Source organism: Mycobacterium sp. URHB0021 (genome assembly GCF_054057895.1).
Map to the genome: position 1 here is coordinate 1,611,544 of NZ_JBSRZT010000002.1, position 15,632 is coordinate 1,627,175.

Annotated in this window: 11 protein-coding genes and 3 pseudogenes; 9 read left to right on the forward strand and 5 right to left on the reverse strand. The window is 67.4% G+C overall.

Annotated features, from left to right (window positions below):
* The first annotated feature begins 1 nt into the window (after position 1).
* Positions 2 to 1,426 carry an APC family permease gene (locus ACVWWN_RS10130; RefSeq protein WP_457143778.1) on the forward strand — a complete coding sequence of 475 codons (1,425 nt, stop codon included), beginning with the start codon at positions 2 to 4 and terminating at the stop codon, positions 1,424 to 1,426.
* A gap of 264 nt (positions 1,427 to 1,690) precedes the next feature.
* Positions 1,691 to 2,598: pseudogene (locus ACVWWN_RS10135) on the forward strand (DUF222 domain-containing protein).
* Between the two features lie 163 nt (positions 2,599 to 2,761).
* On the opposite strand, the gene relZ reads toward ACVWWN_RS10135, so the two are convergent.
* Positions 2,762 to 4,495, reverse strand: coding sequence for a bifunctional ribonuclease/(p)ppGpp synthase (gene relZ / locus ACVWWN_RS10140; RefSeq protein WP_457143779.1), 1,734 nt, complete (start codon positions 4,493 to 4,495; stop codon positions 2,762 to 2,764).
* 41 nt (positions 4,496 to 4,536) lie between these two features.
* Here relZ and purB point away from each other — a divergent pair, with 41 nt between their 5' ends.
* Genes purB through ACVWWN_RS10160 form a run of 4 tightly spaced genes read left to right on the forward strand, consistent with a single transcriptional unit; the run spans position 4,537 to position 9,161 of the window.
* Positions 4,537 to 5,982, forward strand: a complete 1,446-nt coding sequence (gene purB, locus ACVWWN_RS10145) for an adenylosuccinate lyase (protein WP_457143780.1) — start codon at positions 4,537 to 4,539, stop codon at positions 5,980 to 5,982.
* The gene (locus ACVWWN_RS10150) at positions 5,979 to 7,160 is read left to right on the forward strand and encodes a cytochrome P450 (RefSeq protein WP_457143781.1); all 1,182 of its coding nucleotides are present in this window, start codon (positions 5,979 to 5,981) and stop codon (positions 7,158 to 7,160) included. Before purB ends, ACVWWN_RS10150 begins: the two co-directional genes overlap by 4 nt.
* The gene (locus ACVWWN_RS10155; RefSeq protein WP_457143782.1) at positions 7,157 to 8,089 is read left to right on the forward strand and encodes a tellurite resistance/C4-dicarboxylate transporter family protein; all 933 of its coding nucleotides are present in this window, start codon (positions 7,157 to 7,159) and stop codon (positions 8,087 to 8,089) included. The genes ACVWWN_RS10150 and ACVWWN_RS10155 overlap by 4 nt, the downstream gene beginning before the upstream one ends.
* 34 nt (positions 8,090 to 8,123) lie before the next feature.
* Positions 8,124 to 9,161 (forward strand): nitronate monooxygenase, encoded by a 1,038-nt coding sequence (locus tag ACVWWN_RS10160; RefSeq protein ID WP_457143783.1) that lies wholly within the window; start codon positions 8,124 to 8,126, stop codon positions 9,159 to 9,161.
* A 180-nt stretch (positions 9,162 to 9,341) separates the two neighbouring features.
* On the opposite strand, the pseudogene ACVWWN_RS10165 reads toward ACVWWN_RS10160, so the two are convergent.
* Both ACVWWN_RS10165 and ACVWWN_RS10170 read right to left on the reverse strand, forming a co-directional pair.
* Positions 9,342 to 9,515 (reverse strand): annotated as a pseudogene (locus ACVWWN_RS10165) (hypothetical protein); the annotation flags it as partial.
* Positions 9,485 to 10,066 (reverse strand): hypothetical protein, encoded by a 582-nt coding sequence (locus ACVWWN_RS10170; protein ID WP_457143784.1) that lies wholly within the window; start codon positions 10,064 to 10,066, stop codon positions 9,485 to 9,487. The pseudogene ACVWWN_RS10165 and the gene ACVWWN_RS10170, both read right to left, overlap by 31 nt.
* Before the next feature lie 444 nt (positions 10,067 to 10,510).
* On the opposite strand from ACVWWN_RS10170, the gene ACVWWN_RS10175 reads away from it, so the two are divergent.
* Positions 10,511 to 11,371, forward strand: a complete 861-nt coding sequence (locus ACVWWN_RS10175) for a GNAT family N-acetyltransferase (protein ID WP_457143785.1) — start codon at positions 10,511 to 10,513, stop codon at positions 11,369 to 11,371.
* A 234-nt stretch (positions 11,372 to 11,605) separates the two neighbouring features.
* Here the strand turns inward: ACVWWN_RS10175 and ACVWWN_RS10180 are convergent, their stop codons facing one another.
* Entirely contained in the window at positions 11,606 to 12,244 is a 639-nt protein-coding gene (locus ACVWWN_RS10180; RefSeq protein ID WP_457143786.1) for a hypothetical protein, read from the reverse strand.
* A 29-nt stretch (positions 12,245 to 12,273) separates the two neighbouring features.
* Between ACVWWN_RS10180 and ACVWWN_RS10185 the strand changes: the two genes are divergently transcribed.
* Positions 12,274 to 13,167: a phosphoribosylaminoimidazolesuccinocarboxamide synthase gene (locus tag ACVWWN_RS10185; RefSeq protein ID WP_457143787.1), complete on the forward strand. Its 894-nt coding sequence runs from the start codon at positions 12,274 to 12,276 to the stop codon at positions 13,165 to 13,167.
* Positions 13,164 to 15,290, forward strand: a complete 2,127-nt coding sequence (locus ACVWWN_RS10190; protein WP_457143788.1) for a S9 family peptidase — start codon at positions 13,164 to 13,166, stop codon at positions 15,288 to 15,290. The genes ACVWWN_RS10185 and ACVWWN_RS10190 overlap by 4 nt, the downstream gene beginning before the upstream one ends.
* Here the strand turns inward: ACVWWN_RS10190 and ACVWWN_RS10195 are convergent.
* Positions 15,246 to 15,614: pseudogene (locus ACVWWN_RS10195) on the reverse strand (DoxX family protein); the annotation flags it as partial. The gene ACVWWN_RS10190 and the pseudogene ACVWWN_RS10195 overlap by 45 nt on opposite strands.
* Positions 15,615 to 15,632 lie beyond the last annotated feature (18 nt).

Consider the following 15,632-nt stretch of genomic DNA (forward strand, 5'->3'; position numbering starts at 1 on the left):
CATGTCGGAGTCGGCAATCACCGAGAAGCAACCAGAGCTGAAACGGGTGATGGGTCCGGGTCTGCTTCTGCTGTTCGTCGTCGGAGACATCCTCGGCACCGGGGTCTATGCGCTGACTGGCGACGTCGCGGCCGAGGTCGGCGGGGCCGCGTGGCTTCCGTTCCTGGTCGCGTTCCTGATCGCCACCGTCACCGCGTTCAGCTATCTGGAGCTGGTCACCAAGTATCCGCAGGCAGCCGGCGCTGCGCTCTACGCGCACAAGGCATTTGGTGTCCAGTTCGTGACGTTCCTGGTGGCGTTCGTGGTGATGTGCTCCGGCATCACGTCGGCATCCACCGCGGCCCGCACCTTCTCGTCCAACTTCTTCAAGGGCTTCGATTTCAGTTGGGGCACAACCGGTGTCGTGGTTCTGGCACTGTTCTTCATGACCGCCCTGGCGCTGATCAACCTGCGCGGTGTTGGCGAGAGCGTCAAGCTCAACGTGTTCCTGACGATCATCGAGATCACCGGCCTGCTGGTGGTGATCATGGTCGGCATGTGGGCGTTCACCGGCGGCGCCGATGTGGATTTCTCCCGTGTCGTGGCGTTCGACACCGCTGAGGACAAGAACGCGTTCATGGCCGTCACGGCGGCGACCTCGCTGGCGTTCTTCGCGATGGTCGGGTTCGAGGACTCGGTGAACATGGCCGAGGAGACCAAAGACCCGGTCAAGATCTTTCCCAAGATGCTGCTGTCGGGCCTGACCATCGCGGGCGTTGTCTACATCCTGGTGTCGATCGTGGCCGTGGCGCTGGTGCCGGTGGGAGAGCTGGAGGCCAGCGACACGCCGCTGGTGGAGGTGGTCAAGGCCGGAGCGCCCGGACTGCCGATCGACAAGATCCTGCCGTTCATCACCATGTTCGCGGTGTCCAACACGGCCCTGATCAACATGCTGATGGCCAGTAGGCTGATCTACGGCATGGCCCGCCAGCATGTCCTGCCGCCGGTGCTCGGCCGGGTCCATCCGCGCACCCGCAGCCCGTGGATCGCCATCCTGTTCACCACCTCGATTGCCTTCGGTCTGATCATCTACGTCACGGCGTTCGCCAATGACAAGGCGATCAGCGTGCTCGGCGGAACCACGTCGCTGTTGCTGCTCGCGGTGTTCGCCGTCGTGAACGTCGCGGTGCTGGTGCTGCGCCGGGATGTGCGAGAGGCCGGCGGACACTTCACGACCCCGACGGCGCTGCCGGTCATCGGATTCGTCTGCTCGGTGTACCTGGTGACACCGCTGTCCGGGCGGCCCGCTCAGCAGTATCTGCTCGGGGGCATCCTGGTTCTCATCGGCATCGTGCTGTTCTTCGTCACCATGGCGATCAACAAACAACTCGGCGTCCGCGACGCCGGCATCACCGATCCGACGCACCTCGCCGACGCACCGGACTAGTTTCTGCTGGGTTGTGAAGCCGCAGCGCCGAGTTGATCAGCCCTGCCTGTGCACAGTGAGAGCGCAGTCCCGGGTTGTGCACCGTTGCGGTTTCGTCCACAGGTTGCTGGTGGGGGTGCTGGCCTGGCGGGTGGGCGTGGTCGGGCGCGGTTACATTCGAAACTATGTTCGATGAGTTCGTTGCGGCGGCCAATGGCCCCGGGGGGTGGTGCTGGTAGCTGGGCGCGGGTGGAGAACGCGGCGTGCGCACGCAAGCTGGCGGCGATGGCCGATCTGTTGGAGCGGCGGCAGGGCGCTGCGGGTAGCGCTGAGCGTGAGCAGTGGTGTGTGGACAATGGGGATGCGGTGTGCGCCGAGGTCGGCGCGGCGCTGCAGGTGTCGTTGGGGGTGGCCTCGCATCAGTTGACTTTGGCCAAGGCGCTGCGCGAGCGGGGGCCGAGGTGTTTGGCGCCGGGCTGGTCTCGACGCGACTGATTACCACCATCGTGTATCCCACCGGGTTGATCACCGACCCGCAGGCCCGCGCCACAGTCGATATCGAACTGGCCGGGCAGATAGTGGGATGGGGGCCACTGTCGGTGGCCAAGACCGAGCTCGCCATCGACGAACTCATCGAGCGCCACGACCCCTATGCCCTGCGACGGGGGGAGAGCCGCGCCCGCGGCCGCCACCTCGACATCACCCCCGACGCCGCAGGCACCGCCGGAGTGGAGGGCGTGTTGCTCGGCCACGACGCCGCCGCCCTGGATCAGCGGCTAGACGCGATGGCCGCCGCGGTTTGCAATGGTGATCCCCGCACCACCCAGCAGCGCCGCGCGGATGCGATGGGAGCCCTGGGCCGCGGCCAGCTGCAGCTGGGTTGTCTGTGCGGCAGCACCGACTGCCCCGCCGCAGACGGAGACGGCGCTGGCCGGTCGGCATCGTTGGTGGTGCATGTCGTCGCCGGGGTCGACAGCCTGGCCGATGACACCCCGGTCCTCCTCGACGGGCAAGAACCGCCGCGGGAACAGGACGCGATCCCCCTGCGGGAGCAGACCTTCACCCAAGCGCTGGCCCCGGATGCCCCGACCGGCGTCGCGGCGACGAACCCGGGGCTGATTGTGGGCGGTGGGGTGTTGCCCCCCGCTGTTGGCGGCCAAAGTCGGGCCCATCGCGACCATTCGGCGGGGTGATCCATCCCGGTGACGCGCCACCCGAACCGCGGGAACTTGGCGAGGATCCCGGAAAGGCTTGCGGGGACGCCGATTTCCCACCCCGGCCGCGACGCTCGGCAGACCATGACCCGCCACCGTTCTGATGCCGACACATCTCGCCGACGCACCGGACTGATCGGAATCAGTTGTCGCCGTTGCGGAGCCGCTTGAGCCGGTTCTGCAGCAGCGTCACCCGGTGCGCATTGCCGTGCAGGCGCAGGTAGCGGTCCCCGAAGACGGCCAGCAGCGCGTCGTCGAGGCGGCGCACGGCGCCAGCCGGGTAACGATAGCCCATGGCCCGGTTGATCGCGTCGGCGTCCACCCCGTCGAGCAGGGCGGTCAGCTCGTCGAGCGAGGTGATGCCCAGTTCGAGCAGCAGCCCCGAGATCCAGGCGTAGTGGTCGGTGCGCGACCAGCCGGCGTCGGCGTAGCGGTTGCCCAGGTAGGTGGCCAGCACCGGGGTGCCGATCCGGGGATCGGTCGACGGATCGGAGTCGTCGTCCGTCATCTCGTCGTCGGTCATCGTGACCCGCAGCCGATCGCGGATGGCGGTGAACTCGCGGTCGGCGAGTTCGAGCAACCCGGCCGCCAGCGTGAACCGGCGATCCAGATCGGGGACGTGCTCGGCGGGGATCGAGCCCTTGTAGCGGATGTCGTGCTCGAACTCCGCCCACGCGTGTTGCAGCACCGTGCGGATCTGGATGGATGCCGGCTGCTGCTCACCTTCCACACCGACCAGTAGGTGCCGGCTGGCATAGCCCCATCGGCCCTCGCGGGCGGTCTGCAGGCCCATGTCGCGGTCGTCGAGCAGGCGCATCTCATCGGCGAGCAGCGTCGCGACCGCATCGACGTCCTCGCGGAGATAGGTGATGACCCGCAGCCCGATCTGATCGGTGATCTCGACCAGCGGGTCGCTGAAGAGCCGCCGTCCGTCCACGGCGCGCTCGGCCTTGGCCGCGAACGACTCGACGCTCTTGGTCCGCGCGGTGATGCTCAGATAGTTGATGCCCGCGTCGTCCAGCAGCGCCGTCACCAACTGGAGGTAGTGGTCGGTGGCCTCGACGAGGCCGGGGCGTCGTGCCTCGTAATCGGCGATGGCGGTCCGCACAACGGGCGGAATCGGTTCGGCGGGTTGAGGAGTCAGCCCGGCGGGCAGCGTCGGGGTGAGGATATAGCCGGTGCCGGCGTCTCCGTACACGGTGACGTCGTCGGGTCGCTGGACGGAATAGCGCGCGACGTAGGCGCAGAGCACCGAGTCGACCGGATCCTCGACGCGGCGCAACTCGCTCTTGCGGGTCGCAGTCTCGGCCGCGCGGCGCAGCCGTCGCCAGTCGTCATGGTGCGCGACGCGGAGTGCGACGTCGCGGTCCTGGAGTCCCTCGATCAGGTCCATCAGCGTGAGCAGTTCGGAGCGCAGCTTTTCCACGTTGCGCCCGGGTTTGGCCTTGTATTTCAGCGTCCGGCCCAGGCGGAACAGCGCCACCGACGCGGCGTGCGGATACACCTCGAGCGCGCGGCGGGGGCGCGCCGAGAACGGGTCGAGGTCGAGGTCGAGCGCGGCGGCCAACCGTCCGCCCCGAGTTCCGTCGGCGAACTCGGGCTTCCCGGTGTTGGACGGGTGTGCGCCGGATTGGAAAGCGCGGAAGTCTCTGTTCAGCGCGGCCTCGCACGGCCTGTTGCCGGTGGGGTTCGTGACGATCAGCGGCGCGTCGATGCCGACTACGCAGTCGTCGGCGACGAATGGGGTGATCGACCCGAGGATGCTCTCGTCGTCGGTCTGCGCGGACAGGTGCACGAGTCCACCCTGATCGTCCACGACGGCAACGCCCGTCGGCTTGCGCTCACCCCACGCGAGATCGAGTCCGACGAAGTACACATCGGCTAGCTTGCCTCACCCGGACCGTAAGCTGTGTGTCTGTGGCGATCCCCAATGTGCTGGCCAATCGGTATGCCAGCGACGAGATGGTGGCGATCTGGTCGCCCGAGGCCAAGATCGTCGCCGAACGCCGGTTGTGGCTGGCGGTACTGAGGGCCCAGGCGGAACTGGGTGTCGGTGTGCCGGACGCGGTGGTAGCCGACTACGAGCGGGTGCTCGACGAAGTCGATCTATCGTCGATCGCCGCGCGCGAGCGGGTGCTCCGTCACGACGTCAAGGCCCGCATCGAGGAGTTCAACGCCCTCGCCGGACACGAGCATGTGCACAAGGGCATGACCAGCCGCGACCTCACCGAGAACGTCGAGCAGCTGCAGATTCGCCGGTCGATGGAACTCGTCCACGCTCACGGGGTTGCCGTGGTGGCGCGGCTGGCCGAGAAGGCGATCAGCTACCGCGACCTGGTGATGGCGGGCCGCAGCCACAATGTCGCCGCGCAGGCCACCACGCTGGGGAAGCGATTCGCGTCGGCGGCCGAGGAGATGTTGATTGCGCTGCGCCGGCTACGCGACTTGATCGACCGCTATCCGCTGCGGGGCATCAAGGGCCCGATGGGCACGGCGCAGGACATGCTCGATTTGTTGGGCGGTGACCCGGCGCACGCGAGGAGCGAATCAGCATCAGCGCGGCTGGCGGAACTCGAAACGCGGGTCGCGGAGTTCCTGGGTTTCACCGAGATCTTCACCAGCGTCGGGCAGGTCTATCCCCGATCGCTGGACCACGACGTCGTCTCCGCACTCGTGCAGGTCGGTGCGGGCCCGTCGTCGCTGGCGCACACCATCCGGCTGATGGCGGGCCACGAACTGGTGACCGAGGGGTTCGCCCCCGGGCAGGTGGGTTCGTCGGCGATGCCGCACAAGATGAACACGCGTTCGTGTGAGCGGGTCAACGGTCTGCAGGTGGTGCTGCGCGGTTACGCATCGATGGCGGCCGAACTGGCGGGCGCGCAGTGGAACGAGGGCGACGTGTTCTGCTCGGTGGTGCGTCGGGTGGCCCTGCCCGACGCGTTCTTCGCGATCGACGGACAAACCGAGACGTTCCTGACCGTGCTCGACGAGTTCGGCGCGTATCCGGCAGTGATCCAGCGGGAGCTCGACCGGTACCTGCCGTTCCTGGCCACCACGCGGATCCTCATCGCCACGGTGCGCGCCGGCGTGGGCCGTGAAACCGCGCACGAGGTGATCAAGGAGCACGCCGTCGCGGTGGCGCTGGCGATGCGCGAGAGGGGCGCCGAGCCCGACCTGCTGGATCGGCTGGCCGCCGACCCGCGGCTGCCGTTGGACCGGCCGGGGTTGGACGCGGCGCTGGCCGACAAGCAGGCCTTCACCGGCGCGGCGGGCGACCAGGTCGACCGCGTGGTCGATGCGGTGGACGAGTTGGTCAGCCGGTATCCGGAGGCGGCCAAGTACACGTCGGGCGCGATTCTGTGACGCCGGCCGGCGCGCTTGCCCGGATGGACTTCACGGATCTGGACAACTTCGCGTCGGGCTTCCCCCACCACCTGTTCGCCGTGCACCGGCGCGAGGCGCCGGTCTACTGGCACGGCCCGACCGACAACACGCCCGACGGCGAAGGCTTCTGGTCGGTCGCCACCTACGCGGAAACGGTTGCGGTATTTCGTGATCCGGGAACGTTCTCGTCGCAGACCGGTGGGTCGCGGCCGTTCGGCGGGACGCTGCTGCAGGACCTGTCCATCGCCGGTCAGGTCCTCAACATGATGGACGACCCGAGACATTCGCGGATCCGCCGATTGGTCGGTTCCGGCCTGACGCCGCGGATGATCCGTCGCGTCGAGGACGATCTGCGGGCCCGGGCGCGTGGGCTGCTCGATGAGGTGGTAGTGGGCGATCCTCTTGACTTCCTCGTCGACATCGCCGCCGAACTGCCGATGCAGATGATCTGCATCCTGCTGGGAGTGCCTGAATCCGACCGGCATTGGTTGTTCCACGCCATCGAACCGCAGTTCGACTTCGGGGAGGCCCGTAGGGCCCGGATAGGCACAGTCGGGCAGATGTCCGTCGACGAAGCCGGTTCGCGGATGTATTCCTACGGCCTGCAGTTGATCACGTCGAAGCGCGAGAACCCGACCGACGACCTTTTGTCGATCGTCGCGAACGCCGCGCTCGACGACGATGGCTCATCCGCGCCGCTGCCGGAACCGGAGCTGTACCTGTTCTTCAGGCTGCTGTTCAGCGCGGGGGCGGAAACGACGCGCAACGCGATCGCGGATGGACTGCTGGCGTTGGCCGACCATCCGGACCAATTGCGGGCGTTGCGTGCGGATTTCGGGCTACTGCCGACCGCGGCCGAGGAGATGGTGCGCTGGACGTCTCCGTCGCCGTCGAAGCGGCGGACCGCCACCCGCGGCGTGGAACTCGCCGGATGCCAGATCGAGGCCGGCCATAAGGTCCAGATCTGGGAGGGCTCGGCCAACCGCGACGAGTCGGTGTTCGCCGACCCAGACACTCTCGATATCGGCCGTAAACCGAATCCGCACCTGGGCTTCGGTCAGGGAGTGCATTACTGCCTGGGCGCCAACCTGGCCCGGTGGACCCGCAGCAACCGGCACACCGGAATCCGCCATCTGGTGGTCGAGTTCGGCGCGTGAGGCCCGACGTATTCGCCGCGGTGATGGCGACGGGAATCGTGTCGATCGCCGCCGCGGATCACGACTATCACCTCATCAGCGTCGCCCTGTTGGTACTGGCCGCGGTGGGCCTGCCGGTCTTGGCGGCCGTGGCTGTGGCGGCATGGCGGCGGACGCCGCTGGACCTCTCCGAACCCGAGATCCCGGTGCAGCTGATGACATTCGTCGCAGCGTGCGCAGTCGTCGGCTCGCGGCTGAGTTGGTCGCCCTACGTGCACAGGCCGCTTGCCGTCATCGGGCTACTGGCGTGGTTGGTGTTGTTGCCGTTGGCAGCCCGGGCGATGTGGCGGCACCGGTGGACGAGGTTGCGCGACCGCGCGCGCGGTGGCGGCGAACTGGTGAGCGTGGCGACATCCGGCCTGGCCATCATGGCGGCGGATCTCGCCATGCCCGGACCGGCGGTCGGACTGCTGGCTATCGCACTCTGCCTGTACGTCGCGATGACCGGTCTGGTGTTGTGGCGGGTGGCGCACGACCCGTCGGCACCGGAGCTGCTGGCGCCCGACATGTGGATTTTGATGGGCGCATTGGCGATCGCAACACTGGCCGGTGACCACATTCACGCGGCGGGTGTCGACGGCGTTCGCCCGGTCACCGTCGTCACGTGGGTCGTTGCCACCGCGTGGATCCCTCCGTTGATCCTCATCGGTCTGCAACGTATTCGCCGGCGTCGCGGGCTTACACCCGGGATGTGGTGGGCGGCCGTGTTCCCGCTGGGCATGTACTCGTCGGCCACCTTTGCGACGGCCGTCGAAACCGGCTGGCGCACTCTGGTGACGGTGTCGCTGGTGTTCCTGTGGATCGCGCTGGCGGCGTGGACGGCGACGCTGGTCGGGATGGGCGGCAAATTGCTCACCCGCCGGCGGGGTAAAGCCATGCCGTCGACATGAACTTGTCCTCGGCGAAGCGACGTTGTGTATAGGCATGAAGCGTTTCGGCCTGACCGATCTGGCTGTGCCGGTGATCGCTGCGCCGATGGCCGGCGGGCCATCGACGCCCGAGCTTGCCGCCAGTGTGACCAACCACGGTGGACTGGGGTTCATCGCTGGTGGTCTGCTGAGTGCGCACGCGCTCGCCGGTCAGTTGCTCGCGACCCGGGGGCTCACCTCGGGGCCGCTCGCGGTGAACCTGTTCGTACCCCAACCGCGTAACGACGCCAGCGCGCAGTGGACGGGATACGCCGCCGCGCTCGCCGACGAGGCACAGCGGCACGGGGTACAGCTCGGCGAGCCGCGGTATGACGATTTCCAGTGGCAGGCGAAACTGGATGTGCTGCAAGACGTCAGACCCGAGGTGGTGTCCTTCACGTTCGGTCTGCCGTCGGTGGGCGAGTGCAACCGGCTGAAGGAGTCCGGCAGCACGGTTCTCGCGATGGTGACGTCGATGCCCGAAGCCCGGCAGGCAATTGCCATCGGGATCGACGCCCTCGTGGTGCAGGGGCCCAGGGCCGGCGGCCATCGCGGCACGTTCGAGGCCGCGGCGGCCCTCACCGACGAATCACTGGACGAGCTCGTCACCGAACTGGTCAGGGACACTGACGTTCCCATTGTCGCCGCGGGTGGGCTTGCGACCGCCGCTGACGTACGCCGGGTGGTCGCCGCCGGTGCGGCGGCCGCACAATGCGGCACGGCGTTCCTGCTGGCACAGGAGGCCGGAACCGCTCCGGTACACCGGGCAGCGCTCTCGAGTCCCGAATTCAGCGGAACAGTGCTCACCCGCGCATTCACCGGCCGGTATGCGAGGGCGTTGCGAAACCGGTTCATCGACGCGCATGAGGCGGAAGCGGTGTTCGGCTTCCCCCAGGTCGCCATCATGACCGCACCGCTGATCGCCGCCGCCGCCCAGGCAGGCGACCCGCACGGCTTCAGCCTGTGGGCAGGCACCGAATTTCGCAGCGCCAAAACAGCTTCCGCCGCCGAGATCACCGCGGAACTGGCGCAGCTGGTGCCGCAGCGTAGCTGAGCTAGAGCATCGTGCTGACGCGTTCCTCGACCCCGAGAAGGGCCTTGCCGAGCACCTCGAGGCCGACGTAGGCGTTGAGGCCGGCATGCCGGGCCGCCGTGTTGGTATCACGCCGATCTGTTGCATAGGGTTGGTTTTGGCGAAACTTCCCGCGCCGTGCACGTTCACCAGGACGTCGATCGCGCCGAGAGCCTGTTGAGTTGCGTAGCCGCACTCCGCCATCGCGCGGGCGCGGATGTCGTGGCCGCTCTTCGTGCCGTGCACGACGTCACCGTCCACGATGTCGGCGACGTGGTAGGCGTGCAGCCGCGCGGTCTGCAACTTCACCGCCGCCTCGGTGATCTGTACCTGGATGCCGGCAGAGTCGCTCTGGTGGGCGAAAACGTATGCGCCAACGGCTTCTCCTGAGCGGCCGCGATCGCGAGGCTCAGTGCGGCCTGCCCGAGCCCGAGTATCGGGGCGCACAGCAGCAGCGGGCCGAACGGTACGAAACCCATTGTGTACCGGCTGGTGTCGGTGGCCGTCACCGGTCCGCGGAGCAATTCCTCAGCGCGCACAGTCCTGTGCTCGGGGATGAACACCTCGTCGGCCACGAGCGTGTTGCTGCTCGTCCCCCGCATGCCGACGGTGTGCCAGGTGTCCTCGATGGTGAGGTCACCGATCGGGGCCATGCACATCATCGGGTCGGGTTGTCCCTCCCGTCCGACACTGCCATCGGTGACGATCACGCCCAAGATGGCCCACTGCGCGTGGGCCGATCCGGAGGCATACGGCCAGCGGCCGCTGACGCGTAGACCCCCGACGACACGCCGCGCGGGCATAGGCCTCAGACTGCCCGCGAACCGCACGTCGGGTCCCGGACCGAAGATTTCCTGCTGCGCGCGTTCGGGGAAGTGGCCCGCCACCCCATTGCGATCCCGCCACGATGCCGGCCTGCCACGCGGCCGCGCCGTCGGCCGCGCCGAGGGCGGCCAACACCTCGACCACGGTTCGGACGTCGGCCTCGAAGCCGCCGAAGCGGGTGGGTGTCAGCAGTCGGAACAATCCCGCGTCGGCTACGGCCGATATGACGCTGCCGGACAACCGCCGGTTCACGTCGGCATCGGTCGATTGCCGGCGCAGCGCAGGGTGCAACGCGACCGCCCGTGCCACGAGTTCGTCACGAGCCGGTACGTGATACGGCGCGGCTGAGGTCACGAGGTTCCTCCCGAAGAGTGGACTGCCTTCCACTTGACCAACGGCGAAGAACACGGCGTTCTGTCGATGACCGTCGGGTGATGTGAGTCACCGGTGGGCAGTGGGAAACTGACGACTCGCAGTGCGTCTTAACCACTGTGTCCGATAGTGCTGTGGACGAGATCCGGATCCGCCGAATGAACGCGGACGACATGGCCGAATGCGGTCGGATCTGTTATGAGGCGTTCGCCTCGATTGCCGACCGCCATGGCTTCCCACATGATTTCGCGACTGTCTCGGAGGCGACGGCGGCGGTATCACACCTCGCCACCCATCCCGGCTTTTTCTCGCTGCTGGCCGAGCGAGCGGGACGGGTGGTCGGGAGCAACTTCCTGGACGAGCGGTCGGTCATCCGCTCGGTCGGCCCGGTGACGGTCGACCCCGAACAACAGAACCGGGGGACAGGCCGGGTCCTGGTAAACGAGGCGTTGGAGCGCGCCGCACAGCGGGAGTCCCTCGGCGTGCGACTGCTCCAGGCCGGTTATCACAGCCGGTCGTTGAGCCTCTACACGAAACTCGGGTTCGATGTGCGGGAGTCATTTGTGACCGTCAACGGGGCGCCGCTCGATCTTCGCGTTCCGGGCCGTGCGGTTCGGCCTGCCACCGATAACGACATCACCGCCTGTAACTCGGTGTGCGCCAGGGTGCACGGCCATGACCGGGATGGTGAGTTGCGGGACGCCGTCGCGGCCGGTGCGGCCAGCGTGGTGGAGCGTCGGGACCGGATCACCGGTTACAGCACCGGAATCGGATTCTTCGGCCACTCCGTCGCCGAGACCGACGACGACCTTGCCGCGTTGATAGCCGCCGCACCCCGGTTCGGCGGATCCGGATTCCTGGCGCCGTTGCGCAACTCCGAACTGCTGCGCTGGTGTCTCGACCACGGCCTGCGTATCACGCACACGATGAACCTGATGACGATCGGCTTCTACCAACAGCCGCGAGGCGCATACCTGGCGTCGGTGGGCTACTGACCACGCTCGGCGTCGACCCGATCACGCACCGCGGGGACGGCGAGCTGGGGATCCAGCCATCGACCTGACCGGTCGGCCGCAGCATTCTGGTACCGCTTCTTCGGGGCGTCGACGGATTCCCTGGCATTGCGCTGCGGGCCGCCCTCGGCGACGATGCCGTCCCACAGCTGCTGCGCACCTGTTCTGAGACCGAGATCGAACCGCCTAGATGAACGATTCCCGTCCTGTGGACATTCACTGCAGAGGTGGATTGGGCACCCGGCGAATGCGCACACCCGCGGAGCGCAGCTCGAGTGCCGCCAGGCCGCGGATCGCGATCGCGTCATAGTTGCGCCAGGCGCCCACCGGGTCAGGGGTGATTTCGGCGAGTTTGGCCAGCGGCCGGTTGGCCAGGGCCCGCAGAGCGAGCAGTTGCTCGCCGGCGGCCGTCGAGGCCAGCGTGACGGCGGCCCACTTCCGGGTGAAGAACCTGATGCGCAGGAACAGCCACGGCATCGCCAGTGCAAGAATCGGCGGGGCGGCGACCGCAAGGGCGAGCAGCCACGCCAGCCAGCTCGCGGTGGTGTCGAGGTTGTGCCCCGCGCCCGCGATGTCGCGTGCCGCGCGGGCCGCGCCGCTCAGCGACGAGCTCAGTGCACCGCCGATCAACGGCCACTGGCTGGCGTTGCTGCCCGCCGAGTCCAAGTTGTGGGCGATGCCGGTGGCCCCGGTGTCGACCTGCCCACCGAACTCGGCGACCGCCGCCACGGCGTCGTAGACGGCTATTCCGACGAACACCCAGATGGCTGTCCAGATCAGGACCACGGCATCGCTGACCAGCTGCACGAGCAGGCGGGCGGGCGTGGTGGCGTAGGGCACATAGCGGGAACTCATGGACTGATGCTGCCCGATAGGCTGACCCGATGCGCCCCGCTCTGTCCGACTACCTGCATCTGGCCAGCGGTAAGGTCCGCGAGCTGTATCGCATCGACGACCGGCACCTGCTGTTTGTCGCCACCGACCGGATCTCGGCCTACGACTACATCCTCGGCTCGGAGATTCCCGACAAGGGCCGCATCCTGACCGCGATGAGCGTGTTCTTCTTCGATTATGTCGAGGCGCCCAACCATCTGGCCGGCCCGCCGGACGACGACCGCATTCCCGAAAAGGTGTTGGGGCGCGCGCTGGTGGTCTCCGAACTCGAGATGCTGCCGGTGGAAGCGGTCGCCCGCGGGTACCTGACGGGCTCCGGACTGCTCGACTACCAGAGGACCGGCAAGGTCTGCGGCATCGCGCTTCCGGCCGGCCTCCGAGAGGCGAGCAAGTTCGCCGAACCGCTGTTCACCCCCGCCACCAAGGCCGAACTGGGCAGCCACGACGAGAACATCACGTTCGACGACGTGATCGCGTTGGTCGGACCCGTGCGCGCCAACCAGCTGCGCGAGCGCACCCTGCAGACCTACCTCCAGGGTGCCGACCACGCACTCACGAAGGGAATCATCGTCGCGGACACCAAGTTCGAATTCGGCGTCGACAGGGACGGCAACCTGCGGCTGGCCGACGAGGTCTTCACACCGGACTCGTCGCGCTACTGGCGTGCCGAGGACTGGCGCGAAGGCGTTGTGCAGCAGAGCTTCGACAAACAGTTCGTCCGCAACTGGCTGACCGGTCCCGAGTCGGGCTGGGACCGTAACGGCGACAAGCCGCCGCCCGCCCTGCCCCCCGACATCGTCGAGGTGACCCGCGCGCGCTATATCGAGGCCTACGAACGCATCTCCGGCCTGCGCTTCGACGATTGGCTGGGGGCGGCCGCGTGAGCGCCAACCCGCCGGTCGCCAAGCGTGTTGAGCACCGCCGCGAGCATCACGGCGACGTGTTCATCGACCCCTATGAGTGGCTGCGCGACAAGACCGATCCCGAGGTCGTCGCATACCTCGAGGCGGAGAACGACTACACCGAACATGTCACGTCGGAGCTGGCACCGTTGCGGCAGAAGATCTTCGACGAGATCAAGGCCCGCACCAAGGAGACCGATCTGTCGGTGCCCATGCGTCGCGGCTACTGGTGGTATTACGGCCGCAGCTTCGAGGGCAAGCAGTACAGCGTGCACTGCCGTTGCCCGGTCACCGATCCCGATGACTGGGCGCCACCGCAGTTGGAGGAGCAGGCCGAGATACCCGGCGAACAGGTGCTGCTCGACGAGAACGCCGAGGCCGAGGGACACGACTTCTTCGCACTCGGCGCCGCCACCGTCAGCCTGGACGGCAACGTGCTGGCGTACTCGGTGGACGTCAAGGGCGACGAGCGATATACGTTGCGGTTCAAAGACTTGCGGACCGGGGTGCGTTATGACGACGAGATCGTTGGCATTGGCGCAGGAGCCACCTGGGCGGCCGACAACCGGACGGTCTATTACGTCACTGTCGACGAGGCCTGGCGGCCCGACACCGTCTGGCGCCACCGGCTGGGCGCCGGGCTGCCCGCCGAACGGGTGCATCACGAAGCGGACGAGAAATATTGGCTCGCGGTGGGGCGCACGCGCAGCGACAAATACATCATCATCGCGGCGGGCAGCGCGGTCACTTCCGAGATGCGCTTTGGCGACGCCGCGGACCCGCAAACCGAGTTCACCATGGTCTGGCCGCGCCGCGAACTGGTCGAGTACTCCATCGAACACGCGGTGATCGGCGGTGAAGACCGCTTCCTGATCCTGCACAACGACGGCGCGGAGAACTTCACGCTGGTCGAGGCCCCGGTCGGCGACCCCACCGCGTTTCGCACGTTGATCGAGCACCGCGACGACGTGCGGCTGGACGCCGTCGATGCGTTCGAAGGCCATCTGGTGGTCAGCTACCGCAGTGAAGCTTTGCCGCGAATCCAGCTGTGGCCCATCTACGCCGACGGCGATTACGGCCACCCCGAGGACATCACGTTCGAATCGGAGCTGATGTCGGCGGGTCTGTCCGGCAACCCCAACTGGAGCTCGCCGAAGCTGCGGGTCGGTGTGACGTCGTTCGTCACCCCGGTGCGGATCTATGACATCGACCTGGCCAGCGGAGAGCGCACGCTGCTGCGCGAACAACCGGTGCTGGGCGATTACCACCCAGACGAATATGTGGAGCGTCGGGACTGGGCGATCGCTCCCGACGGCGCGCGCGTCCCGATCTCGATCGTGCACCGCACCGGGGTGCATTATCCGGCGCCGGCATTGCTGTACGGGTACGGCGCCTATGAGTCGTGCGAGGACCCGCGATTCTCCATCGCCCGCTTGTCGCTGCTGGACCGCGGCATGGTCTTCGCGGTCGCCCATGTCCGCGGCGGCGGTGAGCTCGGCCGGCTTTGGTACGAGCACGGCAAGCTGCTCGAGAAGAAGAACAGCTTCACCGATTTCATCGCGGTCGCACAGTATCTCGTCGACACCGATGTGACCCGGCCGGAAAACCTCGTCGCGCTCGGCGGCAGCGCGGGCGGTCTGCTGATGGGTGCCGTGGCCAACATGGCGCCCGGACTGTTCGCCGGCATCCTCGCGGCGGTCCCGTTCGTCGATCCGCTCACCACGATCCTCGATCCGTCGCTGCCGCTGACTGTCACAGAGTGGGACGAGTGGGGAAACCCGTTGGAGGATCCCGACGTCTACGCCTATATGAAGTCCTACTCCCCGTACGAGAACGTCGAGGCCAAGCAGTATCCGCCGATCCTTGCGATGACGTCGCTGAACGACACCCGGGTCTTCTACGTAGAACCCGCGAAATGGATTGCGGCGCTTCGATACACGCAGATCAATTCAGGCGCCGGCGCCGCCTCGGTCCTGCTCAAGACCGAGATGAACGCCGGCCACGGTGGCATCAGCGGACGCTACGAGCGGTGGAAGGAAACCGCCTTCCAGTACGCCTGGTTACTGGATGCCGCCAAGGCCGAAGACGACGGCGACAGCGGCTAGGTAGAGGGCCTCTTCGGCCGTCCGAACGTCGAGCCGGGTGGTCATGGACTTCGGTGCGGCCGGCATGCGCGATGCGTACACGTTCGCCGGGAACATCGCCACCATCAACAGGAACAGGCAGACCGCCGCCGCGACCCGGGTCGGCGGATAGAGCAGTCCGGCGGCGCCCAGCAGTTCGAGCGCACCGGTGATGGTGACGAGAAGTGCCGGCGCGGGCAGCCGCGGCGGCACGATCGCGATCATGTCCCGTCGGAGCGGGTTGACGAAGTGGGCGATCCCGGTCACCAGGAACATCGCGGCCAGGCCCACGGCCACGGCTTCGGGCCGAGCACGGGGGTGATG

Bases quoted from the DNA above. Each gene is read 5' to 3' on its own strand.
- ACVWWN_RS10130 (WP_457143778.1), top strand. From the start codon at position 2: ATGTCGGAGTCGGCAATCACCGAGAAGCAACCAGAGCTGAAACGGGTG.
- ACVWWN_RS10160 (WP_457143783.1), top strand. From the start codon at position 8,124: ATGAAGCGTTTCGGCCTGACCGATCTGGCTGTGCCGGTGATCGCTGCG.
- ACVWWN_RS10185 (WP_457143787.1), top strand. From the start codon at position 12,274: ATGCGCCCCGCTCTGTCCGACTACCTGCATCTGGCCAGCGGTAAGGTC.
- ACVWWN_RS10180 (WP_457143786.1), bottom strand. From the start codon at position 12,244: ATGAGTTCCCGCTATGTGCCCTACGCCACCACGCCCGCCCGCCTGCTC.